Source organism: uncultured Pontibacter sp., assembly GCF_947492645.1.
In the GTDB taxonomy this organism is placed as follows: Bacteria; Bacteroidota; Bacteroidia; order Cytophagales; family Hymenobacteraceae; genus Pontibacter.
The window spans coordinates 141,386-165,167 of record NZ_CANLMZ010000007.1; the positions used below are offsets into that span (position 1 = coordinate 141,386).

The 23,782-nt window shown below is 44.0% G+C and carries 24 protein-coding genes; 16 read left to right on the forward strand and 8 right to left on the reverse strand.

Annotation, left to right across the window (positions count from 1 at the left end):
- The first annotated feature begins 17 nt into the window (after positions 1-17).
- Both Q1A23_RS09975 and Q1A23_RS09980 read left to right on the forward strand, forming a co-directional pair.
- On the forward strand, positions 18-1,433 hold the full coding sequence (locus Q1A23_RS09975; RefSeq protein WP_299822628.1) for a RagB/SusD family nutrient uptake outer membrane protein: 1,416 nt from the start codon (positions 18-20) through the stop codon (positions 1,431-1,433).
- Positions 1,434-1,445: 12 nt separating this feature from the next.
- Complete coding sequence (locus Q1A23_RS09980; RefSeq protein WP_299822631.1) at positions 1,446-1,874, forward strand: hypothetical protein; 429 nt, start codon at positions 1,446-1,448, stop codon at positions 1,872-1,874.
- A gap of 68 nt (positions 1,875-1,942) precedes the next feature.
- Here Q1A23_RS09980 and Q1A23_RS09985 read toward each other — a convergent pair whose 3' ends face one another.
- Positions 1,943-2,596: a phosphatase PAP2 family protein gene (locus Q1A23_RS09985; protein WP_299822634.1), complete on the reverse strand. Its 654-nt coding sequence runs from the start codon at positions 2,594-2,596 to the stop codon at positions 1,943-1,945.
- A gap of 433 nt (positions 2,597-3,029) precedes the next feature.
- Here Q1A23_RS09985 and metK point away from each other — a divergent pair, with 433 nt between their 5' ends.
- Positions 3,030-4,334 (forward strand): methionine adenosyltransferase, encoded by a 1,305-nt coding sequence (gene metK, locus Q1A23_RS09990; RefSeq protein ID WP_299822637.1) that lies wholly within the window; start codon positions 3,030-3,032, stop codon positions 4,332-4,334.
- A 138-nt stretch (positions 4,335-4,472) separates the two neighbouring features.
- On the opposite strand, the gene raiA is transcribed toward metK, so the two are convergent.
- The 4 genes from raiA to Q1A23_RS10010 form a co-directional block, all read right to left on the reverse strand.
- Complete coding sequence (raiA, locus tag Q1A23_RS09995; protein ID WP_299822640.1) at positions 4,473-4,772, reverse strand: ribosome-associated translation inhibitor RaiA; 300 nt, start codon at positions 4,770-4,772, stop codon at positions 4,473-4,475.
- A gap of 24 nt (positions 4,773-4,796) precedes the next feature.
- A complete protein-coding gene (locus Q1A23_RS10000) occupies positions 4,797-5,675 on the reverse strand; it encodes a tyrosine-type recombinase/integrase (protein ID WP_299822643.1) in 879 nt (292 codons plus the stop codon).
- A gap of 70 nt (positions 5,676-5,745) precedes the next feature.
- Positions 5,746-5,940 carry a 30S ribosomal protein S21 gene (rpsU, locus tag Q1A23_RS10005; RefSeq protein WP_219875676.1) on the reverse strand — a complete coding sequence of 65 codons (195 nt, stop codon included), beginning with the start codon at positions 5,938-5,940 and terminating at the stop codon, positions 5,746-5,748.
- Between the two features lie 146 nt (positions 5,941-6,086).
- On the reverse strand, positions 6,087-7,226 hold the full coding sequence (locus Q1A23_RS10010; RefSeq protein ID WP_299822651.1) for an acyl-CoA dehydrogenase: 1,140 nt from the start codon (positions 7,224-7,226) through the stop codon (positions 6,087-6,089).
- 253 nt (positions 7,227-7,479) lie between these two features.
- Here Q1A23_RS10010 and Q1A23_RS10015 point away from each other — a divergent pair, with 253 nt between their 5' ends.
- The 13 genes from Q1A23_RS10015 (at position 7,480) to uvrB (ending at position 20,332) form a co-directional block, all read left to right on the forward strand.
- Positions 7,480-8,226, forward strand: coding sequence for a CpsB/CapC family capsule biosynthesis tyrosine phosphatase (locus Q1A23_RS10015; protein ID WP_299822653.1), 747 nt, complete (start codon positions 7,480-7,482; stop codon positions 8,224-8,226).
- A gap of 26 nt (positions 8,227-8,252) precedes the next feature.
- Entirely contained in the window at positions 8,253-9,224 is a 972-nt protein-coding gene (locus tag Q1A23_RS10020; protein ID WP_299822655.1) for an NAD-dependent epimerase/dehydratase family protein, read from the forward strand.
- A gap of 73 nt (positions 9,225-9,297) precedes the next feature.
- The gene (locus Q1A23_RS10025) at positions 9,298-10,695 is read left to right on the forward strand and encodes a tetratricopeptide repeat protein (RefSeq protein WP_299822658.1); all 1,398 of its coding nucleotides are present in this window, start codon (positions 9,298-9,300) and stop codon (positions 10,693-10,695) included.
- Positions 10,696-10,701: 6 nt separating this feature from the next.
- Complete coding sequence (locus Q1A23_RS10030) at positions 10,702-11,478, forward strand: phosphosulfolactate synthase (RefSeq protein WP_299822661.1); 777 nt, start codon at positions 10,702-10,704, stop codon at positions 11,476-11,478.
- Between the two features lie 100 nt (positions 11,479-11,578).
- Positions 11,579-12,523, forward strand: a complete 945-nt coding sequence (locus Q1A23_RS10035; protein WP_299822664.1) for a DUF368 domain-containing protein — start codon at positions 11,579-11,581, stop codon at positions 12,521-12,523.
- A gap of 3 nt (positions 12,524-12,526) precedes the next feature.
- On the forward strand, positions 12,527-13,261 hold the full coding sequence (locus tag Q1A23_RS10040; RefSeq protein ID WP_299822665.1) for a shikimate dehydrogenase: 735 nt from the start codon (positions 12,527-12,529) through the stop codon (positions 13,259-13,261).
- Between the two features lie 96 nt (positions 13,262-13,357).
- Positions 13,358-13,762 (forward strand): YkvA family protein, encoded by a 405-nt coding sequence (locus Q1A23_RS10045; protein ID WP_299822667.1) that lies wholly within the window; start codon positions 13,358-13,360, stop codon positions 13,760-13,762.
- Between the two features lie 380 nt (positions 13,763-14,142).
- Positions 14,143-14,721, forward strand: coding sequence for an RNA polymerase sigma factor (locus Q1A23_RS10050; protein WP_299822670.1), 579 nt, complete (start codon positions 14,143-14,145; stop codon positions 14,719-14,721).
- Complete coding sequence (locus Q1A23_RS10055; RefSeq protein ID WP_299822672.1) at positions 14,699-16,429, forward strand: outer membrane beta-barrel protein; 1,731 nt, start codon at positions 14,699-14,701, stop codon at positions 16,427-16,429. The genes Q1A23_RS10050 and Q1A23_RS10055 overlap by 23 nt, the downstream gene beginning before the upstream one ends.
- Positions 16,430-16,788: 359 nt before the next feature.
- Positions 16,789-17,241, forward strand: a complete 453-nt coding sequence (locus Q1A23_RS10060; protein WP_299822674.1) for a hypothetical protein — start codon at positions 16,789-16,791, stop codon at positions 17,239-17,241.
- Positions 17,242-17,344: 103 nt separating this feature from the next.
- On the forward strand, positions 17,345-17,716 hold the full coding sequence (locus Q1A23_RS10065; protein WP_299822677.1) for a hypothetical protein: 372 nt from the start codon (positions 17,345-17,347) through the stop codon (positions 17,714-17,716).
- A gap of 203 nt (positions 17,717-17,919) precedes the next feature.
- Entirely contained in the window at positions 17,920-18,105 is a 186-nt protein-coding gene (locus Q1A23_RS10070; RefSeq protein ID WP_299822679.1) for a hypothetical protein, read from the forward strand.
- 199 nt (positions 18,106-18,304) lie between these two features.
- Positions 18,305-20,332 carry an excinuclease ABC subunit UvrB gene (uvrB, locus tag Q1A23_RS10075; protein ID WP_299822682.1) on the forward strand — a complete coding sequence of 676 codons (2,028 nt, stop codon included), beginning with the start codon at positions 18,305-18,307 and terminating at the stop codon, positions 20,330-20,332.
- A gap of 516 nt (positions 20,333-20,848) precedes the next feature.
- Here uvrB and Q1A23_RS10080 read toward each other — a convergent pair.
- The 3 genes from Q1A23_RS10080 to Q1A23_RS10090 all read right to left on the reverse strand — a co-directional run bounded on the left by Q1A23_RS10080 (position 20,849) and on the right by Q1A23_RS10090 (position 23,676).
- Positions 20,849-23,053: a radical SAM protein gene (locus Q1A23_RS10080; RefSeq protein ID WP_299822685.1), complete on the reverse strand. Its 2,205-nt coding sequence runs from the start codon at positions 23,051-23,053 to the stop codon at positions 20,849-20,851.
- Between the two features lie 182 nt (positions 23,054-23,235).
- Positions 23,236-23,460: a DUF2798 domain-containing protein gene (locus Q1A23_RS10085; protein ID WP_299822688.1), complete on the reverse strand. Its 225-nt coding sequence runs from the start codon at positions 23,458-23,460 to the stop codon at positions 23,236-23,238.
- Between the two features lie 51 nt (positions 23,461-23,511).
- The gene (locus Q1A23_RS10090) at positions 23,512-23,676 is read right to left on the reverse strand and encodes a hypothetical protein (protein ID WP_299822691.1); all 165 of its coding nucleotides are present in this window, start codon (positions 23,674-23,676) and stop codon (positions 23,512-23,514) included.
- Positions 23,677-23,782 lie beyond the last annotated feature (106 nt).

Sequence of the window (23,782 nt, forward strand, 5' to 3'; positions counted from 1 at the left end):
TTTACAGAACATTAACAATGAATAAGAATATTTTAACATATATTTTGCTTGGCACATTGACGTTTGGGGCATCTTCATGCGAGGATATCCTAGACACAGAGCCTAAGCAATCAGTATCTACAGAGGTTGCACTTAATACTTATACAGGTGCTAACTCTACATTGATAGGTGCTTACAACGGACTGCAGAATATAGGGTACTATGGCCGTGACTTTGTAGTAATTTCTGAGGTGCTTTCAGATAATATGAAAGTAACGCTTGCAAACTCTAACAGATTTGTAGGTCAGTATAATAACACACAGAATTCTCATTTTGCGTTATGGAGAGGTGCAGATTATAATGCTTATGGCACAATTAACATGCTGAACAATGTTATTGCTGCTGTTGATAATTTAAAAGATGCTTCTGAAGAACAGAAGAGCCGTTTAAAAGGAGAAGCTTTGTTTCTTAGAGGCCTTAGCTATTTTGATCTTGCAAGAGTATATGGTTATGAACCAGGAAAAGAAGTAGAAGGTTGGAATCAAAGTGTGCCGTTAATATTAGCTCCTACTGATAAGTTTGAAGCTGTAACATATCCAGCTAGAAATACTAATAGTGAAGTTTATGCCCAAGTGATCAAGGATCTGAATGATGCAGCAGGCTTACTTGGAGCAGCAGACTATCCTACTCGTGCTACTAGTGTGGCTGCACATGCTTTGTTATCAAGAGTTTATCTTTATATTGGTGAGTGGCAAAAGGCAGTTGATGCAGCTGATATTGTTATCAATGCAAGAGGAAGTTCACTAGTAACTGATCCAACTAAGTATGCTACAATATTCAAGAGTGCTACAAGCCCTGAGTCAATATTTGAATTGAACTTTGAGTCAAATGAAAATCAATTGTCTAATTCAATTCAGTCGATTTACATGCGCAACGGCAATGATCCAAATGGCGCAGGTTATGGTGATTTAGTGCCAACTGAAAACTTGCTAGCTGATTACGAGCAAAATGATGCACGTAAGAGCTTACTAGTTCCTGTTAAAAAAGGAAGCGAAAACGTTTTCTGGAACCAGAAGTATGCAGGAAGCAAAGGTGCCTATGGTCTTGATAATATCAAAATTATCAGAATTGCAGAAGTATATTTAAACAGAGCTGAGGCATTGGCAGAACTAAGCAGACTTGAGGATGCTCGTAAAGACCTTAACAAGATTCGCTCTAGAGCAGGTTTAGCTGTATCTACTACAGACTCAAAAGCAGAATTGATTGCAGAGGTTTTAAAGGAAAGACGTGTTGAACTTGCTTATGAAGGACACAGATGGTTTGATCTTAAGAGAAGAGCTTTAACAGCAACAAAAGCTCCAGAAGTTCCTTATACAGATTATCGTATACTAGCGAACATCCCAACTCTTGAGATTGATACTAATCCTAACATTAAGCCGAATCCTAAATATTAATAGTCGATAATAATGAAGAAGAATTATATATATATACTGCTGCTTTCTGTGGTGGTGAGTTTGTCCTCTTGCTTCGATGATAACGAAACAGCATATGAGGGTCCGCTTCAAGTTGAATTTCCATTAGCTACTAAAACGGTAATAGTAGGATCTGCAGCTAAAGTGGATAGTATAAAAGTTCAATTAATTGGACCTCAGCAAGCTGCTCCGCTTGAAGGAAAGTTTAAAGTAGTTGAAGGGACTACTGCTATTGAAGGGACAAGTTACACGTTTGCTACCGCTGGTAAATTTACTGTAGCAGCAAATAGTAGCTTTGGCTATATTGTTGTTAACTTGCCTAAATCTGGTAGTTCTTCAGTTTTAAAGCTTGAATTAGAAGATAGTGATAAGCTTAAAGCTGCATCTAACTACAAGAAGTTAACATATAATATCAAACCATAAGTATAAAAAAAGGCAGAGCATTAGCTCTGCCTTTTTTTATACTTATGGTTTGATATTCACTAGCTCTTCTAAAAAGTATAACTTAGCAAAGCCCCTCTATAATCTGGTGCTGTAATAGGCATTAAACTTAAGTTAGACTTGTTCGTTTTCTTGTGCAGTTGCGGTACAAGTATACCGGCAGCAGCTCCCATAGTATAACCAAGCAAATTATCGCTCAGGAAGTGTTTACCAGCTCTTAACCTCAAATAGCCTACAGTAGCAGGCACGGCAGCGGCAGCAGCCCATACATAAGGTCTTGCTCTTGAGTCCGGGTTAAAGTCATGAAATATTTTAGCTGCGAAAAACGAAGCGCTTGCAGCTGCTGCAGTATGGCCTGCATAAAATGAGTTGCGCGCATTAGCCCTTGTTTTTTCCTGAAGCTCCACGTCATTACTGTAGACCATGGGTCTTGTACGAGGAGCATTACCGTTAGTCATTGTAAAAAGCGCTCCAGTTACTGCCATTGTTTCTACATACAGCACGAGTACCTGGCCTGCTTTAGCTCCGATATTGTCGTTTAGCATCATCGCGAAAGGCAGCGCAAACGAGCCGTAAAAAGGTATATCACTCGTTTTCTTCGCTGATTCTGAATCCCATCCAGCTGAAAACCTGTCAAAGCCATTTACATCACTTTTCCGAAGTGCATTTACCTGTTCTTCCGAAAGGCCATTTTTGTCTTGCATTAAGGTTAAGCCATAATAGCTAAGGCCCATACCCGCAATGATAATAGGCCCATCAACTTTAAGACTTGTTCTATATGGAGAATCCCCATTCTGGGAGTAAGCTTGGCTTATAAAGAGTGTTAGGATTGAGAATAAAGTTATTATCCGTTTCATATAAAATTGTTTCCTGTTGAAATCTAAATTGTACTAGAAACGTGGCTGCTTAGTTAATGGTTTTGCAATACAGTTAGCTAAAACCACTTTTCTGCAGATATCTTAAGTATTATTATTGGCTACTATAGGCGATGCGGCTTTGAACGCAGGCGCCTAATAGCGTTTTACAAACCTATCTGGGAGTATAACATGTTTTAACTGTGGTATAATTGTCTTAGCTTTGTACCCGCTATCAAGTATGGTAGCCAGGTTTATACTTTGTACCTAAACCCTAATTAAAATGCCGTATTTATTTACTTCTGAATCAGTATCAGAAGGACATCCAGATAAAGTAGCGGACCAGATATCTGACGCACTACTTGATGAATTTTTAAAGCAGGACCCTCAGTCTAAGGTAGCTTGCGAAACACTTGTTACAACTGGTTTAGTTGTATTGAGTGGCGAGGTTAAAACCGAAGCTTACGTTGATGTACAGAAAGTGGCCCGTGATGTTATAAAGCGCATAGGCTACACAAAGTCAGAATATATGTTTGACGCAGATGCCTGTGGTGTTATTTCTGCAATTCATGAGCAGTCTGCGGATATTAACCAAGGCGTTGAGCGGGCAAACCCTGAAGACCAGGGAGCTGGTGACCAAGGTATGATGTTTGGCTATGCTACAAACGAAACGGACAACTATATGCCGTTAGCGCTTAGCATTTCTCATTTGTTGCTTGAAGAACTTTCTGCTATTCGTAAAGAGGGCAAAGAAATGACTTACCTGCGACCGGATGCGAAATCACAGGTAACTATCCGTTACAGCGACAACCATGTGCCAGAGAAGATTGATACAATCGTAATATCTACGCAGCACGATGAGTTTGTAACTGCTGATAGCAATAGCGCGGAGGCAAAGGATACTGCTGAAAAGGAAATGGTAGCCAAGATCAAGGAAGATGTTGATGCTATTTTAATGCCACGCGTACTAAAGTTGTTGCCAGAGCGTATACAGAAGCTATTTAATAATGACATTGTGTACCACATCAATCCAACAGGTAAATTTGTTATTGGTGGTCCACATGGCGATACTGGTTTAACTGGCCGCAAAATCATAGTTGATACTTATGGAGGTAAAGGTGCTCACGGTGGTGGTGCATTCTCTGGTAAAGACTCATCTAAAGTTGACCGTTCTGCTGCTTATGCGGCGCGTCATATTGCAAAAAACTTAGTAGCTGCTGGTGTAGCTGATCAGGCGTTGGTACAAGTAGCTTACGCGATCGGTGTTGCAAAGCCGGTTGGCCTTTATGTAACAACATATGGCTCTACAAAGGTGAAAGATGCTAACGGCAACATCATGAGCGATGGAGATATTGCAGAAAAAGTAAGCAAGTTGTTTGATATGCGCCCTTATGCCATTGTTCAGCGATTTGGTTTGCAGAACCCGATCTTCTCTGAAACTGCTGCTTATGGTCACATGGGTAGAACACCAGGTATCAAAAAGATAGAAGTTTCAGTTAACGGCCAGAAAGAAACGAAGGAATTCGAAACCTTTACCTGGGAAAAACTGGATTATGTAGATCAGATTAAAAAAGAGTTTAATCTGTAGTTTTAGAAAACCGTAAGGTTGCAAAAGCTTTATAAACCCATAAAAACAAAGGGCCTGCTATACTTAGCAGGCCCTTTGTTTTTATGGGTAGATGATTATAATTTATCAGCAGTAACTATAAATCAATGTTGGTAGTTTTTAGTGAGCCATCTGTTTTTCCTTATACTTCTTTAGCTGGCGTCGCATAGCTTCAACTGCGGCATCGGCGGCGGCCTCAAACGATGGCGCGTCCTCTTCTGAGTAAAGCGTAGAGCCTGGTACAAACAGCTTTATCTCCACAGTTTTAGTATCGATACCATCGTTGTTATTATGCTTGAGGAACACTTCCCCTTCCACAACGCGATCATAGAAAGTTTCAAGCTTGTCTACTTTCTGCTGGATGAAATCGGTAAGCTGCTGGTCAGCCTCGAAGTGGATGGAATGCATCTGTAGCTTCATAGTCGTATAATTAAATGGTTTAACTTATGCTTTTGGATGTGCTTTCTCGAATATCGATTTAAGCTGCTCTATTGAGTTATGCGTGTAAACCTGCGTTGCCGCCAGGCTGGAATGTCCGAGCAAATCTTTTATGGCGTTTAAATCAGCTCCCTTGTTAAGCAGGTGTGTAGCAAAAGAATGCCGCAACACGTGTGGGCTGTTATGATCGGAGGTGGTTATCAAGCTAATATACTTTTTTACAACACGATAAACGAACTTTGGATAAAGAGGACGAGCTTTATTAGTAACGAGCAGCTTTTCTGAATTGTTATCTTCTATTTCGCTTTTCTTGTGCTGCAGGTAAACTTCAATAGAGCTCACCAGCGAATCATTGATAGGTACAATCCGCTCTTTATTGCCTTTGCCTAGCACACGCACCGTTTTAGCGCGCATATCTAGATCATTTTCTTCAATGCCGATAAGCTCTGCCAAGCGAATACCTGTGCCATACAAAAACTCCAGTATAAGCCTGTCGCGTTGCCCTTCAAAAGTATCTTTAAAGTCAAAGCTATCTAACAGGTTGTTGAAAGGTTCTTCGGGTACGAAGGCGGGAAGCCTTTTAGGTGCTTTAGGTGCTTTGATGCGCACCATAGGGTTAACGGAAATACGCTGTTGCGAAAGCAGAAATCTATAATAGGAGCGCAGGCATGCAATCTTCCTATTAATAGACCTAGGTTTAATGTTGTTCTGAACAAGGGTTAATATCCAGGAACGGATAATTGTATGATCAGCTTCGGCTGGATCAGTAATCTGGTATACTTGATTTAAGTATTCGGTAAACTGACCTAAATCTGTATGATAGGAGGTAAGGGTGTGCGGGCTATACCGCTTTTCGTACTGTAAGTACTTAAAGAATAATTCCATAAATTAATGTAGCCGATGTGAAGGTCAGCTACACTAATTTATGGAATTATTAAATATATTGCTAGAAAGACTAGTAGTTTTGATCAGCAAAAAGCTTCTGCTTGTAAGCAGCTCTTTCTTTTTGCTTTCTCTTAGCTACAGATGGCTTTTCGAAAAAGGTTCTTGAGCGTAACTCTTTCAGAACGCCAGTTCTTTCAAATTTCTTTTTGAATCTCTTTAGTGCACGGTCTACTGACTCGTTATCTTTTACGTTTACAATAATCATGTTATCTCTCTTCTCTTAGAATTAGGATTGCAAATTTAACGAAGGTTATACTTAAAAATCAATAGATTGGGCAAATATTTATCCAAATCTGTGAAAAATAAATAGGCGACTACACTAAAAAGCGCAATTTACTGCCTGTAAGCCTATTATTTAAGTATAGCTCTTGATATAACAAGCTTTTGTATCTCGCTTGTTCCCTCACCAATGGTACAAAGTTTGGCGTCGCGGTAATATTTTTCGGCTGGATAGTCTTTCGTAAAGCCATAGCCGCCAAAAATCTGCACAGCTTCGTTAGCCACTCTAACTGATACTTCAGATGCGTACAGTTTTGCCATGGCAGACTCTTTATTTACGTTTAAGCCACGGTTTTTCATATCAGCAGCCTGGTAAGTAAGCAATGAGGCTGCCTCTACTTCTGTAGCCATATCCGCTAACTTAAAAGCAATGCCCTGAAAGCTTGAGATTGGCTTATTAAATTGGCTACGCTCTTGCGAGTAAGCCAATGCTGCCTCAAATGCGCCCTGAGCAATACCCAGCGATAGTGCTGCAATAGAGATACGTCCGCCATCCAAAACTTTCATAGCCTGAATAAAGCCATCGCCAACCTCACCTAAAATTTGGTCTTTATGTACGCGGCAATCCTGGAAAATAAGTTCTGTTGTTTCAGAGGCACGCATTCCCAACTTGTCTTCCTTGCGGCCAGCGCTAAAGCCAGGTGTGCCTTTTTCAATCACAAAAGCAGTCATGCCATGAGAGTCGCCTACTTCTCCTGTGCGCACAATAACTACGGCCACGTTACCTGACTTGCCATGCGTAATAAAGTTTTTGGCACCATTGATAACCCAATGGTCTCCATCCTGTACAGCAACAGTACGCATATTGCCGGCATCAGAACCCGTATTAGGCTCGGTTAAACCCCAGGCACCAATCCACTCGGCAGTTGCAAGTTTAGGCAGGTATTTCTGCTTTTGCTCTTCGTTGCCAAATTGTAGGATATGGCCAGTACAAAGCGAGTTGTGAGCCGCCATAGATAAGCCGATGGAACCGTCAATCTTAGATAGTTCTGCAATAGCTGTAACATACTCCAGGTAACCAAAGCCTGAACCACCATACTGTGTTGGCACTAAAACGCCCATCAGGCCCAGTTCACCCAGTTTCTTAAATACTTCAACCGGAAACTCCTGTGTGTCGTCCCATTCACGCATCTTTGGCTTAATATTCTTGGCACCAAAGTCACGGACCATGTCCGCGATCATGCGCTGATTTTCTGTAAGTTTAAATTCCATCAAAAGTGTTAGTGTAGCAGATTTAAAGTAGCGTATTTAACGGCTTTACCCTATCCGTTGTTTACAAAGCTATGCAATTGTACGTAAAAGCCAACGTAGAACATGTAATTTAACTTATATTGTATAGTAAAGTATGATGCTTGCAGCCAGCTACCAGTATTTTTTGATAGCGGCTATTATTTGCGTTATCTTTGAAGTTAGTATTATACTTACAAGCATTAACCGGTAGATTGGTTGTGCTAAGGAACAGCAAATGAAAAAGTTTCTACAAAGCCTATTTAGAAGAGAAAGCGTGGTTGAAGAGTCTTTCAGCGCACTTGGCGTTGATATGCACTCTCATATCCTGCCGGGCCTCGATGATGGATCTGATAGCCTGGAGAAGTCTTTGGAACTGGTGCTGGCCATGAAGGAACTTGGTTACAGGAAGCTGATCATGACACCCCATATCATGAGCGATTTCTATAAGAACACTCCGGAGGGCATTCGGGAGCGTTTGCAACTTTTACGCGAGGCCGTGCAGCAGGCAGGTATCGAAATGGAATTAGACTGTGCTGCGGAATATTACCTGGATGAAGGTTTCCTGGAGAAGTTGGAGAATGATGAAGAAGTCTTAACCTTCGGAGATAACTATCTTCTGTTCGAAACATCTTTTTTAAACGAGCCACTTAACCTGCGTGAGGCAATTTTTAAGATGCGCTCTAAAGGTTACAAGCCGGTGCTGGCACACCCTGAACGTTACAATTACTTTTACGGTAAGTTTGAGGAGCTCGTAGAACTATGGAGGCAAGGTGTTCTGTTTCAGCCTAACCTTAATTCTCTTTCAGGATATTACTCGCCAGGGGCCAAGGCAGTAGCCGAGAAATTGATTGATAATGGCATGGTAGATTTTTTAGGATCGGATGTGCATGGGCTGAAACACACCGGATCTCTAAACAAAGTATTAGCCAGCAAGTACCTGCCAAAGGCCTTAGCCTTAGCCGTACGCAACAATCAACTCTAGTTAACCCCACTTTAATTCTACAAGTCATGACGGTATTTGTAACAGGCGGCAGCGGCCTTATTGGCAGTTTTCTCATTCCTGCGTTACTAGGGCAAGGCTACTCTGTTAAGGCTAGTTACCGGGGGCAGGTGCCGCAGGTAGCAGGGCAAGTACAATGGCTTGAGGGCGATGTGTTGGATCCGGTTTTTCTGAGAGGCGCTCTAAAAGATGTTGCCTATGTTTTTCACTGTGCCGGTTTGGTGTCATATGCCCCGCAAGATAGAGAACTGCTTAAGCAGGTAAACATAGAGGGTGTTGCCAACATCGTTAATGCCTGTCTGGAACATGGCCATATAAAGCTGTGCCATGTAAGCTCTATCGCCGCCATTGGCAGGCCAAAGGGAGTTAAAGTGCTGTCAGAGAAAGATAAGTGGGATATAGCCGAAGAACACTCTGCCTATGCAAGCTCTAAATATTTTGGTGAACTGGAAGTATGGCGTGGTGTGGCAGAAGGATTGAAAGCTGTGGTTGTGAACCCATCGGTTATACTTGGCCCCGCAGACTGGCACCGCAGCAGTACACAGCTATTTAAATATGTATACAACGAAAACCCTTTTTATACCGAAGGTGGCGCTAATTTTGTAGATGTACGTGATGTGGTAGAGGCCATGCTGCAACTAACTTTCTCTGATATTTCGGGGGAAAAGTTTATATTAAACGCAGAGCAGCTGAGCTACAAGGAGTTTTTTGAAGCTGTTGCCCATAGCTTTGGTAAAAAAGCCCCAGGATTTAAAGTGCCTCCGGCATTGGCAGAAGTTGTGTGGCGCCTGGAACATGTGCGCACATGGTTTACAGGTGGCAGACCTCTGATTACAAAAGATACAGCGCGTATTACTGGCAAGCAGCATTTTTTTAGCAACGACAAAGTGCGCAAAGCCACAGGTATAAGTTTCAGACCTGTTTATGATAGTTTAGAATGGGTGTGCCGAGAGCTGAAGACTACGGCGCAAAGTAACTAATCATCTAAACTATTTAGAGTGTTAAAATGTAGTAAGACAAAGGCTGTTACCCTGCAGCTTGTTGGATTTTGAGATGAAAGATAACTTTGAAGAACACAGCGAAGAGCTGGAACTTATAAATCGTTTCGAGCAGATGCTTGGAAGTAATGAGACTGTTTTTTTTGATTTAACTGACTTTGAGTCTATTATAGATTATTATACCGCCAACTTTGAATACAAGAAAGCGCTTTTAGCTTGCGATGCCGCTCTGGTACAGTATCCTTTCTCATCAGGTTTGCTAATAGACAAGGCCCAGTTGCTGGCCATGGCCGGTGACTTTGAAGAGGCATTGACTGTAATTAACGAAGTAGCAGAAGTAGAGCCTGAAAGCGCAGATGTACAGCTAACCCGTGGTATTATTTACACACAACGGGGAGAGTTTCGAGATGCCATCGGTTATTTTAAGAAAGCCCTGGCATACTCCGATGACAGAGACGACATCTATTTCAATATTGGACTGGCATACCAAAGTTGGGGTAAATTTAACTCAGCAATAAAGTACTATAAAAAATGCATTGCGCTTAACATCGAGAATGAGGCGGCCATGCAAGAGATTATTTTCTGCATGGAGTTATCCGGTTCAATTCGCGAGCACCTGCCATTTTTCCAGGAGTTTGTAGACAACGACCCATACTCATATGTAGCCTGGTTTAACTTGGGTAACGTTTACAATAAGTTAGGCTCTTACGATAAAGCCATTGCCGCTTACGACTATGCTACCATTATAAAGGCAGACTTTGTTACCGCTTATAACAATATGGCAAACGCCTATGTGTTTTTAGGAGAGTACTCAAAGGCTATAGAAGGGTTTAATGCGATGCTGGAGCACGGCACGCCCTCGGCAGAAGTATACTGCAACATTGGGGAGTGTTACGAAAAAATGGGCCAATGGGACCTTTCGCGCCGCTACTACCAGAAGTCAGTAGACCTGGATCCGGATATGGACGAGGCCTGGTTTGGTATTGGCGTTATACTGGATGCCCAGGAAAAATGGTACGAGGCAGTACACTTCTTTAAAAAAGCAATTGAGCTTTACGATGATAGCGCTGACTATTGGGTGGCCCTGGCCGCAGCCGAGTATAATGTAGGGCATGTGGTATCTGCTTTGGAAAGCTATGAGCGTGCTGCCGAAATTCAGCCCGAAGACAAAAATATATACCTGAACTGGTCCATTATTTTATTTGAGCAAGGCAATTTTGAAGAGGCCACAGAAATAATTTTAAATGCCATTGAACTGCAACCAGACGAAGCAGAGCTTTATTATCGGGCATGTGCTTACATGCTTTCGGCAGGAAAATACCGCGAAGCTTATAATTATCTAGAAAATGCCTTAATTTTGAATTTCGATAAGCACAAACTGTTGTTCGAGTTCTTTCCGGAGCTTGAGTCGCAGCGTGCCCTATCGAGGTTAATTGATCAATATCGCAAATAAAACTAGATGAACTATACGCTGACAAGCATCCCGGAACGCGAGGCTAAACCTCGTGAGCGTGGCTTCACCATGGCAATGGACAAAGGCCTGAGTATTCGGGAGGTAGAAGACTTTCTGGAAGTAGCCGGAGAGTACGTGGACATTGTTAAACTAGGATGGGCCACCTCTTATGTAACGCCAAACCTGCAGCGCAAGCTGGATATTTACAGGGAAGCTGGCATTCCTACATACTTTGGGGGCACCTTATTTGAGGCATTCATCGTCCGTAACCAGTTTGATGATTATCGCCGCGTATTAGATAAGTATAAAATGACCTTTGCTGAGGTGTCGGATGGCTCGTTGGAGATGCCGCACGATGCGAAGTGTAATTACATACAGCAGCTGGCTGAGCAGGTAACTGTTTTGTCGGAGGTAGGTTCTAAAGATGCCGAGAAGATCATACCGCCATACATGTGGATACAGCTGATGCAGAAAGAGCTGGACGCTGGCGCCTGGAAAGTTATCGGCGAAGCCCGTGAAGGTGGAAACGTAGGTTTGTTCCGTTCTACCGGCGAGGTGCGTAGCGGCCTTGTAGAAGAAATTCTTACTAAAATTCCTTTTGAGAAAATTCTTTGGGAAGCTCCACAGAAAGCACAGCAGGTGTGGTTTATAAAACTGTTGGGTGCGAACGTAAACCTTGGCAACATTGCGCCAAGCGAGGTTATTCCATTAGAGACAATTCGTTTGGGCTTGCGTGGCGATACCTTTAACCACTTCCTTAACATGGAAAACTCGGCCCAGTAGGGCTAAAGTATAAAACCAAAAGTATAAATTGCCCGTCGGTATGTCCGAACGGGCAATTTTTGTAATATCCCATTTAAGCAAGTATAGCTTTTAACAATACATGAAAAGAAGATCACTTAAAGAGTACATTTTACTTTTTTCTAAAGGTGTGGCCATGGGCGCTGCCGATGTAGTGCCGGGCGTGTCAGGCGGCACTATCGCGTTTATAACCGGTATTTATGAAGAACTGCTGAACTCTATCCGCTCAGTTAACAAAGAGGCTGTAAAGCTGCTGCTTAAGTTTAAGTGGGCAGATCTTTGGAAGCACATCAACGGCAATTTCCTGGTGGTGCTGCTATCGGGCATACTTTTCTCGATTGCTTTGCTGGCACGCCTGGTGCTGTTCCTGCTTAACAACCACTCAGAGTTGCTTTGGTCTTTCTTCTTTGGGTTGATAGTAGCCTCTGCAGTTGTGGTAAGTAAAAAGATTACGCGCTGGAACTGGGGAGTTATACTTGCTGGTGTGATAGGTATAGCCATCGCCTACTACATTACAGTAGCTACGCCTACCCAAACCCCGGAAGCATACTGGTTTATCTTCCTGTCCGGAGCCATTGCCATCTGCGCCATGATACTGCCCGGTATATCGGGTAGCTTCCTGCTGGTGCTGCTTGCTAAGTATGAGTTTATACTTAATGCCGTCAAAGACCTTAAGTTAGATATCATTGCCGTTTTTGGCATAGGCTGTGTAACAGGTATACTTTCTTTTTCGCATGTGCTTAACTGGATGCTAAAGCATTACCATAACGTAACCGTTGCGCTGCTAACAGGCTTTATGGTAGGCTCGCTTAACAAAGTATGGCCATGGAAGCAAACCCTGGAAACATATACCGACCGCCACGGCGAAGTAAAGCCGCTGGTGCAGGAAAACGTGATGCCTGCCACTTACGAAGCAGTTGTGGGGCAGGAGTCATACCTGGTGTATGGCATTGTGCTGGCGCTGTTCGGTTTCCTGTTGGTTTACCTGATCGATAAGTTTACAAGTGACAATACAACTAAAGTATAACCTATGCGCAAGTTCGGGCTTATTGGTAAAAAGTTAGGGCATTCCTTCTCTAAAAAATACTTTACAGCAAAGTTTGAGCGTGAAGGCATTACAGATGCGCAGCATGACTTGTATGAACTGGAGCATATAGAAGACCTGCAAAAGCTCTTAAAGCAGGAACCTGAACTGGTAGGCCTTAACGTTACCATCCCTTACAAACAAGATGTTATTCCGCTACTCGATGCTTTAGATGATGCCGCTGCACGAATAGGGGCTGTAAATACTATTAAGATAGAAGGTAGCTACACCAAAGGCTATAACACAGATTACATTGGGTTTAAGAACACGTTAGAGATTTTCTACCCCGCAACAGAATACAAGAAAGCCTTGGTGCTGGGTACAGGTGGTGCAGCTAAGGCTGTTTGTACCGCACTCGCAGATCTTGGCATACCTTATACTTCAGTTTCCAGGTCGCCTGGGCAGGGGGAGCTTAGTTATCATGCTATCACAAAGGAACTGTTGCGGGAGTATAATCTTATCGTAAATACTACGCCTTTGGGCATGGCCCCCAACACAAATTCTGCTCCGGATATCTCTTACGAAGGCATTACGCCGGAACACTACGCGTACGATATTGTGTACAATCCTGAAAAAACTTTATTTTTAGAGCGTTGTGCCGCTTCCGGGGCAAAAACTATCAACGGAATAGGCATGCTGTATGGTCAGGCAGAGGCGGCGTGGCAAATCTGGAATTCGTAACACTAGTTGTATCTGGCAATAAATGTAGCATAGAGCGCTGATTTAGTGCAACTTTTAGGTAGTGGTTCTCCGTATAGACAGGAAAACCGCTACCCCATGATACAGCTACACACCCTTAAGCAGAAAACACACGCGTTAAATACCCAGATTTATGCGTTATACTTGTCTTACCGCGATAACCGTGTAAAGTGGTACGCACGCACTTTGTTGGCTTTTGCCATTGGTTATGCGCTCAGCCCCATCGACCTCATTCCTGATTTAAAGGCTGTTTTCGGTTTTTTAGATGATGTGCTGGTAGTAGCGCTAAGCTTTCACTTCTCGTATCATTTGCTTTCTAAAAACGTAGTGGGGCAAGCAAAGCTGCAGGCTTTTGAGGAGCTTAACAGTTCGTCGGCAAGTATGGTGGCGGCTGCTTACCGTATTATAGGCTATGCCTGGATGCTGGCTTTGGCCATTGTGCTGGTTCTGTTGTATAAATTTACAGCGCTCACCTTATTTTAAAAGATAAATAGCAACTTACCGATAGTCCGAAGCGCCTCCTTTACCATAGGAGGCGCTTCTCTTTTATACTTTGTAGCTGGCAGGAGTTCTATACTCTTTTCATGATTCCACATACAAAGCAGCGCCACAATTTTTAAGTACAGGCAAAGTATACGATAACTGTTTGTTTACTATAGTCTTGGCTACGCTCCATTTGTAACAAGTATAAGTACAGAAATAAATTTTATCGTCTTAAATTTATATATTTGTTCCTGATATTGTGGCGGGCAAAGGAATAGTTCTGAGGATGTATCTGCAGTCAATTAATTTTTATGAGAGCCTTGCAACCCTTTTGCCGCAGTCGGAATCTAAAGTATAAGTAGGGCATAAACTGGCAGCGCTTGAATCTTTTTAAAAAACCAAAGTCCGAAGAGGATATACTTATAGAGGGGTGCATCGCTGGTAAGCGCGAAATGCAGCGGCTCCTGTATGAGATGTACTCAAAGAAGATGATGGCGGTTTGCCTGCGTTATGCACCAACTACCTTTGAGGCCGAGGACATTATGCAGGATGCGTTTGTAAAAGTATTCTCTCACCTGCAAAACTTTAAAAAAGATTGCCCGCTAGAGTTCTGGATCAGGAAAATAATGGTGAACACAGCGCTTAAGCATTTGCGTAGCAAGCAACTGCTGACTGTATCGCATGAGGCAGATGAAGTTGCCAACCTGCCTTCAGATAATGTAAACCTGAGCGACTATTCTATGGACGAGCTCCTGGGTATGATTCAAAGCCTTGCCCCACGTTACCGTATGGTATTCAACCTTTATGCTATAGAAGGTTACAACCATAAGGAAATAGGGGAGATGCTAGGCATCTCGGAGGGAACATCAAAGTCACAGTATTCACGCGCAAGGGCTATACTGCAAAGTATGCTTACGCGCCACGAAAAAAACTACAATGAGCATGTCATCAGCAGCTAACGATAAGCGCGGACACCTGGAAAGCGAATTCCAGCGTCGGATGCACGACGCTGAGGCTTCGCCATCTCCTGATCTATGGGCACGCATAGACCATGACCTGACGATTCAGGAAAGCAAGCACTACAAAGGCAGGATGGTGTGGTACCGCCAGTTGGCGGCTGCATGTTTTGTTTTGTTCATACTAGCCGGTGCTTTGCTAACTTATACTTACAAAACAACTGGTAGCATTGATGCAGGCATAGCCGCAATGCAACTTAACACAGAAACAGGTGGCGCAGCAGCAGAGATGGCAACTACTGGAGCAGCCCCTGTTGCCCCTGGAATGGCAGAATCAGCAACGTCGGCTCTTGAGCAAAGTATGGCAGCTGCTGCAGAAGTAACCACAGCGCCCTTATCCGATGCAGTTGCGGTTGCAAAGGCAACTATAAACCGCACGGACACAAAACAGGCAGTTGAGCAAAGTATAAATACTAATGCATCTGGTGATTACCGCAGAGTACAAAGTGCAGGAACTGCACAGTATAACCTACACGCAACTACAGACAAACCATCTGCTGCTATAGCAGCTGGCCAGAGCAGTTATGGCGGCAATGCAACGGGAAGTGAAACCAACCATAGTAGCCATCCTGCCGCTAAATCTCTTTTTGATATTGGTCGACCATTTTTCCAGACTGCCCGGCAAGCTATAACAGCTGTGCCTCCGGCCTTTAGAAATACGGCAGATCAAAGTATGGCAACTGAGACAGGCAGAACCCGTTCTTTGGTAGAGTTAAGCCAGAAAGCTGTAACAGATTACTTGAGCAAAGAGGAAAAAACAGCAGAACAAACGCTTGCCTTAAACGGACCCGTTGCTGAAAGTACAGGCAAAGCGGATCAAGAAGCAAAAAAAGAAGGCCGCTGGTCGTTAGGTTTAGGGTATGCGCCTTCGTACTTCAACCAGAACATACAAATGCCGGGGCAAATGATGGGAACCGTTTCGCGCTACAGCTTACTGGCAGGCGGCCCTGATAAATCTGCTCAGACATCTGAAAATATGAATGAGGCGCGGGATGAATTTGAGGCAAACACAGACCCTGCTTTTTCTTATGCTGCTGAAGTGAAGGCTGGCCTGAGGTTAGGCAAAAAGATAAAATTACTGGCAGGCTTAGGTTTTACTCAGAATACTGCCCGCACTAAATCCAGTTACATTATCAAGCAGTTCCTGTTTAAGCCTGGTACCGATGAGCGCGTTGAAATGCCGGGAACTACGGTTTTCCTGCCATCACTAAACAACAACTTTACCACAGACTCGCTGAGCGTATCCAAAACAGATAAGTTTTACGTGAACTACCGCTACCGCCATATTACGGTGCCTGTTGGTTTGCAGTATGAGGGTAACATCAGCAATAACTGGTTCTGGTACACATCAGGCGGTGTTGCAGCAAACTTTCTGATAGAGACAACGGTAATGGCTTCTACTAGCGAAGTAAAAGACGTGCAATACGACCATAATGATAACTCGCCTTTCAGGAAAGTGCAGTTTTCAGGTAATGTGTCGGCTGGTTTTGGTAAGCGTATCTCCAATGCAGTATCAGTAACGGCTGGACCAGAGTTTAGAGGGTATTTAAACTCGCTTTTGGCAGAACCTGATAAAGCGCTGGCGCCACAAGGCAACCCGTATACTATTGGCGTTAACATGTCGGTTAACTATAACCTGGGGCAGAAATAATTTTATTTTATGCTGTAGTCTTGCAACCATGGCAGCAGCAGATGGGTCATAGTAGTATAGAAGGTGCCAATTAGTAACTACCTAAACCAAGATACTATGAAGATCATACCTAGTAAATACTCCCCTTTTGTGGCAGCCGCTAAATCAAACCTTTCCGGTTGGTACGTATTGTTGGCCCTTCTTATTTTATCTGTTTTACTTTCGGGTTAGCAGGTAGTATATAAAACTGCAGCAGTTTGTGACAGGCAATACTGGGCAGGTTAATAAAGTTAGCTTAAACGGCCGCCGCTACAGTAATGTAAGCTGATGCTGCAGCAGTCGTCGCCATCACATTAATAATTACGCCTCTTATCTGAGCTATGAAAAAAACTACCCATGTAGTTTATGTGGGCTTTATTGCCCTCGTTACGCTTACCGGTTGTTTTGAAGCGAATGATGTAGCGCCAACCCTTGATACTGAAAGTATAAAAGCATCGGTACAAGGCAGGTGGACCATCGAGAAAATCAGCAATAAACTGTGCCGCGATAATAGCTGCAATACCAGTATGGTGGGTGGTAGCCCCCAGGAGTATTTTGAGTTTAAGTCTGATAGTGCCTTCTTAATGCGCGTAAGCCCAACAGCAAGTGCCGCGTTGAAAGATGCCTATAAAGCCACTTATGAGCTGGGCGGTGTAATACTGCTGCAGAACAGTAACCGCACAGAACGCTTTGAAGTGGTAGAGCTTAAAGCCAAAAAAGTAGTGCTGCAAAGTGTATTTACGGGTCGCGACCCTGCAGCTATCTTTACAGATACGTATTATTTATACAGGTAATAGGTAAACCATTTAACACAGGCTGCATAAGCAGATAAATTAATTGCACCTGCAAACCATAACTGCTGCAGGCTAAAGAAGAACCATTAGTACAAACTAAACTATGAAGAGTGTTTGGTGCATTATACTGCTATACCTGGCTTTGGCGATGCTAGCCATTAGCTGCACCGAAACCAACCCGGAGCCGGCATGTACCAATGCTGAGGTTATAGGGCAGGACTGCGCCAACGGGTGGTACATATTAAAACTGGGTAATAACCCGGCAGCGGAGCGTGGCGCAGCAAAGTATACAGGGCAGTTGCAGGGTGGCTTTGTAACAACTGATAACCTGCCAACAAATTTGCAGCAGCCTGGCCTGAAAATAAAGGTGGCGCTGGAAATTAACGCAGCATATAGTCCACGATGTTTAGCCACAGCTGTGTTGTACACGGCAGTTAAAGTAAAAAACATCTGCGAAAGCAGTAATGCCAGGTAGCAGCGAGGGCTTTACCATACTTTAATAGATATTGTTTTTTGATTAGGGAGTGAACACCCTTAAAAGCCTGCTGTTTCAGTAGGCTTTTTTCTTTTATAAAAAATTCAAAATATTTAGCAGCCCTTGCAACCCTTTGCCGGTTAGTCGGGTCATCAAAGTATAAGCGGCAAAAAACCTCAACTGTTAACGATATAACAGAAGGTATGAAAACGTTATTACCTTTAGTTGCTTTTGGTGTTGGCTGCTCAGACAAAAAAGATGAAGTCGCACCATGCCTGCAAGCTAAAAAAGCGGAAGCAAAAACAGGCAAAATTTGCCTGGCAATTTATATGAAGTATGAGGCTGCAACCATCACAAGAGTTTGTAGCCAACCGATACTGCCCCGGTAGTGGCAGCAGAAAGAGATAAAGTTAGACATATAGTTTTCTGCACTATTACTACCATGAAGCCTGCTGTATTCAGCAGGCTTCTCTTCGTTTATAGCCACACAGCTGCAGATTTTCGTAACAAGCATTTACTATAACAGTTAGCATTTTGCGAGTATATTTAGCTGTTATAGATTATCTTTACTATCCGTAAAATAAAAGCATGGATTTTAAACTAACATCAGAGTTTCAGCCGACCGGAGACCAACCCAAGGCCATTGCACAACTTACTGAGTGTATAAATAAGGGAGAGCCGGTGCAAGTACTGCTTGGGGCAACAGGCACGGGTAAAACGTTTACAATGGCCAATGTTATCAAAAACACGGGTAAGCCTACGCTGGTGTTATGCCATAACAAAACGTTAGCTGCACAGCTGTATGGCGAGTTTAAGCAGTTCTTCCCGGAAAATGCAGTTGAGTATTTTATATCCTATTACGACTACTACCAGCCGGAAGCCTATATTGCCTCTTCGGATGTGTTCATCGAAAAGGACCTGCAAATTAACGAAGAGATTGAGAAACTGCGCCTGCATACTACGTCTGCGCTGCTCTCCGGTCGTCGCGATATTGTGGTGGTGGCATCGGTTTCCTGTATCTACGGTATTGGTAACCCAGAGGAGTTCGGCAAAAATGTAGTTTACCTGGCGCCGGGCCAGCGTTACAGCCGTAATAATTTGCTTTATACTTTTGTGCAGATACTTTACAGCCGCACCGAAGCCGAGTTTACACGTGGAACATTCAGAGTAAAAGGTGATACTGTAGACATTTATCCGGCTTACGCAGACTTTGCTTACCGTTTATACTTTTTTGGCGATGAGTTAGAGCAGATCCATCGCATCGATCCGCAGTCGGGTAAGAAGTTGTCGGATGAGAAGGCGGTGACGCTTTACCCGGCCAACTTGTTCGTAACCGGCAAAGACACCCTGCATCAGGCCATCAATGAGATTCAGTTCGACATGGTGGCGCAGCATGATTATTTCCTGAAAGAAGACAGACCTGTAGAGGCCAAGCGTATAAAAGAGAGAACAGAGTTTGACCTGGAGATGATCCGGGAACTAGGATACTGCTCCGGCATCGAGAACTATTCCCGCTACTTCGACCGCCGTTCGCCGGGTGCGCGACCGTTCTGTTTGCTTGATTATTTCCCGAATGATTTCCTGATGGTGATTGACGAGAGCCACGTAACCATACCGCAGGTACGCGCCATGTGGGGCGGCGACAGGTCTAGAAAGGTAGCGCTGGTAGAGTATGGCTTCCGTTTACCGGCAGCTATGGATAACCGTCCTCTTACTTTTAACGAGTTTGAAAGCCTGATGCACCAGGTGGTGTTTGTTAGTGCCACACCCGGGGATTACGAAATTCAGAAATCAGAAGGCGTTATTGTAGAGCAGATCATCCGCCCAACCGGCTTATTAGACCCCGAGATAGAGATTCGCCCGAGTACAAACCAGGTAGATGATTTACTGGATGAAGTGGACGAGCGCATTAGATCTGGCGCCAGGATTTTAGTAACTACGCTTACAAAACGTATGTCGGAGGAGTTGGCCAAGTATATGGAAAGGCTCAACATCAAAGTAAAATACCTACACTCAGAAGTTAAAACTCTTGATAGAGTAGAAATACTGCGTGAGCTGCGCTTAGGAGAAATTGATGTATTGATAGGCGTAAACCTGTTGCGTGAGGGACTCGATTTACCAGAGGTAAGTTTAGTAGCTATACTTGATGCAGATAAAGAAGGCTTTTTGCGTGACCAACGCTCTTTGATACAGACGATGGGCCGTGCTGCCCGTAACGAGAAAGGCAAAGTGATTATGTATGCTGACCGCATAACGGGCTCTATGCAGCGCGCCATAGATGAAACCAACCGTCGTCGGGCAACCCAAATGGCTTATAACATAGAGCATGGCATTACACCGCGTACAGTTCTTAAATCGAAAGACGAGATAATGGAGCAGACTTCTGTAGCTGATTCTAAGAAGAAGGAAGTGAAGATGTATGCAGGTCCGGAAGAAGTTTCGTTGGCAGCTGAGCCAATTATACAGACCATGAAGCGCGATGAACTGGAGAAGCTGATAAAGAAAACGGAGAAGCTGATGGAAGGTGCCGCCAAGGACCTGGATTTCTTGCAGGCTGCCAAGTACAGAGACGAACTGGCTGAGCTAAGAAAACTGCTGAAAACGAAGCGAGACTAAGTATAAGTAGAAAGTATAAAAGGGCACCTGTAGCTAAGCTAAGGGTGCCCTTTTTGATTTGTCACCAATTTGGAATTTCTAACTGTGACAGAACGTATTATTGGTTTTAATCTTCAGCGTAGTTCTGGTTGTACCCTGTTCCCGCTCCGGGTAGGAGCAGAAACAGGACCAGGCATTTCATAGTTTTATTAGATAGGTTTGGTAGTGGCAAAACAGTTTTATGCTGCTTTCTGGATATAAGATGCAGATTCTGGCAAAAGGGTTGCATGGGCCGCATAAAAAATTTTAGTTATTTGTAAGCCAAGGTTTAAGGTATGGTGGCAAATTATCCTTAACGCTACAATACAGTAACAATTATTTTCTGAGGGATACGGCAAATAGTGCAGCCGAAGTATGATCGGAGCAGCTAAGTTTATAACTGCAAATTGTGATCGTCTACAAATTTGCAATCTAAAGGAAGCGCTGCAAGTATGAAAAAGCAAAAGGCCGGAGCAAGTATGAGCTCCGGCCTTGAGACTACAGTAGCAGTAGCCCTTTGTCACGCAGTTCCAGCCAGGTGGGCGAAACCATGAATTCTTCAAATGTAAGGTGGGCTTCCCCCGGGAAACTCTCCTGTAGCTGCTTCAGGCTTAAAGTTTCATCGCTCTCCGGCACAATTCGCCGTATTGTATCGAACAGCCACTGGCCTATACTTGCCGTAGTTTTCACCTGAAAATCCTCACCTTTTTCGTAGAAGGTAAGCATACAACGCTCAATTGTTTGTCCTTTCTTGGCAACCATGGTAAAGTCTATCTCCGGCACATTTCCCAGCCAAAGTACACGCGCATTAGGGCGGGTGCTGTCGGGGCGGTGCGGCTGCTCTATGGCTGTGCTGATCAGGTTTGGCGTAACTGTAGTGCGAGGCGTTTTAAAATCGAACCAGAAAGAAAGCGGCTCATCAAGAGCCACGCCATGCATGTAATTATAGATCGCTTTTGCCAGGCCTTCACCAAATAAACCATGGTCGGTGCCGGTTGGGTCGTCGTGCCACAGGTCGTTATTTGCGAAGTCGCCTTCTACTGGGCCTACTTTTACTACTTTATACTTCTCTGGGTTCTTACCCACAGGGCTATGCGCCGTCATGCTAAAGCGGTGCCAGTACCCTGATTGTATGACGTTGTTACCAAAAAGCTGGCGCACTACTTCCAGCGAATCAATTGTTTCCTGGGTGGTTTGTGTCGGGAAACCGTACATGAGGTATGCGTGCACCATAATGCCGGCTTGTGTAAAGCTATCAGTAACGCGGGCCACCTGGCCTATACTTACGCCTTTTTCCATCAGGGCCAGTAGCCGGTCGGAGGCTACCTCTAAACCACCAGATACGGCAATGCAACCCGAGGCAGCCAGCAGACGGCACAAATCAGGCGTAAAAGTTTTCTCGAAACGGATGTTACCCCACCAGCTGATTTTTACACCACGGCGAATAAGCTCTATGGCCATGTCGCGGAGTGGGGCAGGAGGAGCGGCTTCATCAACAAAATGGAAGCCTGTTTGACCGGTTTGTGCTATGATCTGCTCGATGCGGTCTACGAGCAATGTAGCCGGGGCCACATCGTAGCGGTTTATATAATCTAGGGTAATGTCGCAGAAAGAGCAGCGTTTCCAGTAGCAGCCGTGCGCAATGGTAAGTTTGTTCCAGCGGCCATCGCTCCAGAGGCGGTGCATCGGGTTAACTACATCTATTACAGATAAATAATCTTTTATTGGCAGCCCGTCATAATCAGGAGTGCCTACATCTGTATGTGGAATATCCGGGTCGGAGCAGCCATTGATATACTTTACCTCACTATCCTGAAGTATAAAGGCCCGCTGCAGTTGTGCCACATCCCGTTTGCCCTGCATGTATTCAAGCAGTTTCAGCCACGGGCCTTCGCCATCATCCAGCGTTACAAAATCGATGTACTTAAACAAGCGTGGCTCGCGCAGGCTGCGCAGTTCGGTATTGGGGTAGCCGCCACCCATCGCAGTTTTTATACTTGGGTAGTTTTGTTTGATGTACTGGGCCAGCCTTAAGCCTCCGTACAAATTGCCTGGAAACGGAATAGAGAACCCAACAATATCTGGTTTGGCTTTCTGCAGCTTATCCTCCAGCACCTCCAGCAGCATTTTATCTACCAGGCTTGGCGCTTCCTGCAGCGCCTCCTCCATGGGTGTGAAAGATGTAGCAGAAAGCGCCAGTTTTTCGGCGTAGCGGCTAAATGCAAAGTATGGCGAAATGGTTTCTTTTATCAAATCGCCGAGGTCTTCTAAGTATAACGTGGCTAGGTAACGTGCCCTGTCGGTAATGCCCATACTTCCGAAGGCCCAATCAATGTCCTCTACCTGGTCAAAGCGGGAAGCCTCGGGTAAAAAGCGGCTGAAGCTGATCTGTTGTGCCAGCGTCAGGTCTTTGTTTTGCAGGAAGCGGACAACAGGCTCAATGGTGTGCAGGTATTCGCGCTTCAGGCGTAATATGCGCAGGCTGTTATCCGAAAGTTCAAAATTGCCTTCTTCAATTTCTCTAAAAATGCGGTTTAAACCATCCCTGGAGAACATCTTAAGTACTAATTCTATACCTAAATCAGCTTGTTGCACCGTGTAGCCACGGTTGTTCAAAAAGCCTTTTAAATAGGCGGTGGCCGGGTAAGGGGTATTAAGCTGTGTAAGCGGAGGGGTAATTAACAGGATGTTTGGCTGCTCCAAGATAGTATGGCTTTAATTGATCTGGCGGCAAAATTAGACATTCTGCCGGTACAATGTATCTTTTTATACTTTCTGCAACAGTTGCCGAGGGGTAGAGGTTCATAGCTGTTAGGTACTGGCATAAACAAAAAAACCTGCATCGTGAGCAGGCTTTTTTTATAGTACGTATTGAAGTTTATACTTTATAGATCAGCAGTTTTATTTACCGCATAATTAACAGCTGGCACAATAGCTAGTGTTGTAAATGATACCAATGTGAAGATAACGAAAAAAGACCGCGCACCGCGCACCAGGAAATCGGCAGCCGCCCCAAATGTATAAAGTTCCAGGGCCGAAGCCAATAGGAGGCTAAGTATAGCTAGCACAACAAGTTTACGCTGAAGCCGTGGCTTTATGTATTTTTTCATATTTAATCATTTGATAGCACAAATGTAAAAAAATATTTAATATATCCTACTTCAGGAGTGTCCTTTTTGTGCATCTTCTTCTTCGCGTGCCTGGTTTACCTCAGGTTTAGTTGGCTGTGGCGGCGGAGTGGCTTTGTTTTGCTTTAGGCGCTGCACATCAGACGAGTCATCTTTTGTGGTTTTATTTACGGGAGTGTTCTCTTTGTTCACTTTCATGGCTGGTAGGGTTAGGTTATACCTTTAGTACGAGTATAGTTTAAGGGAGGGCAGTTTTTTAACTCTATACTTAACCTAAACGTACATTTAAATGCCGTTGGGCTAC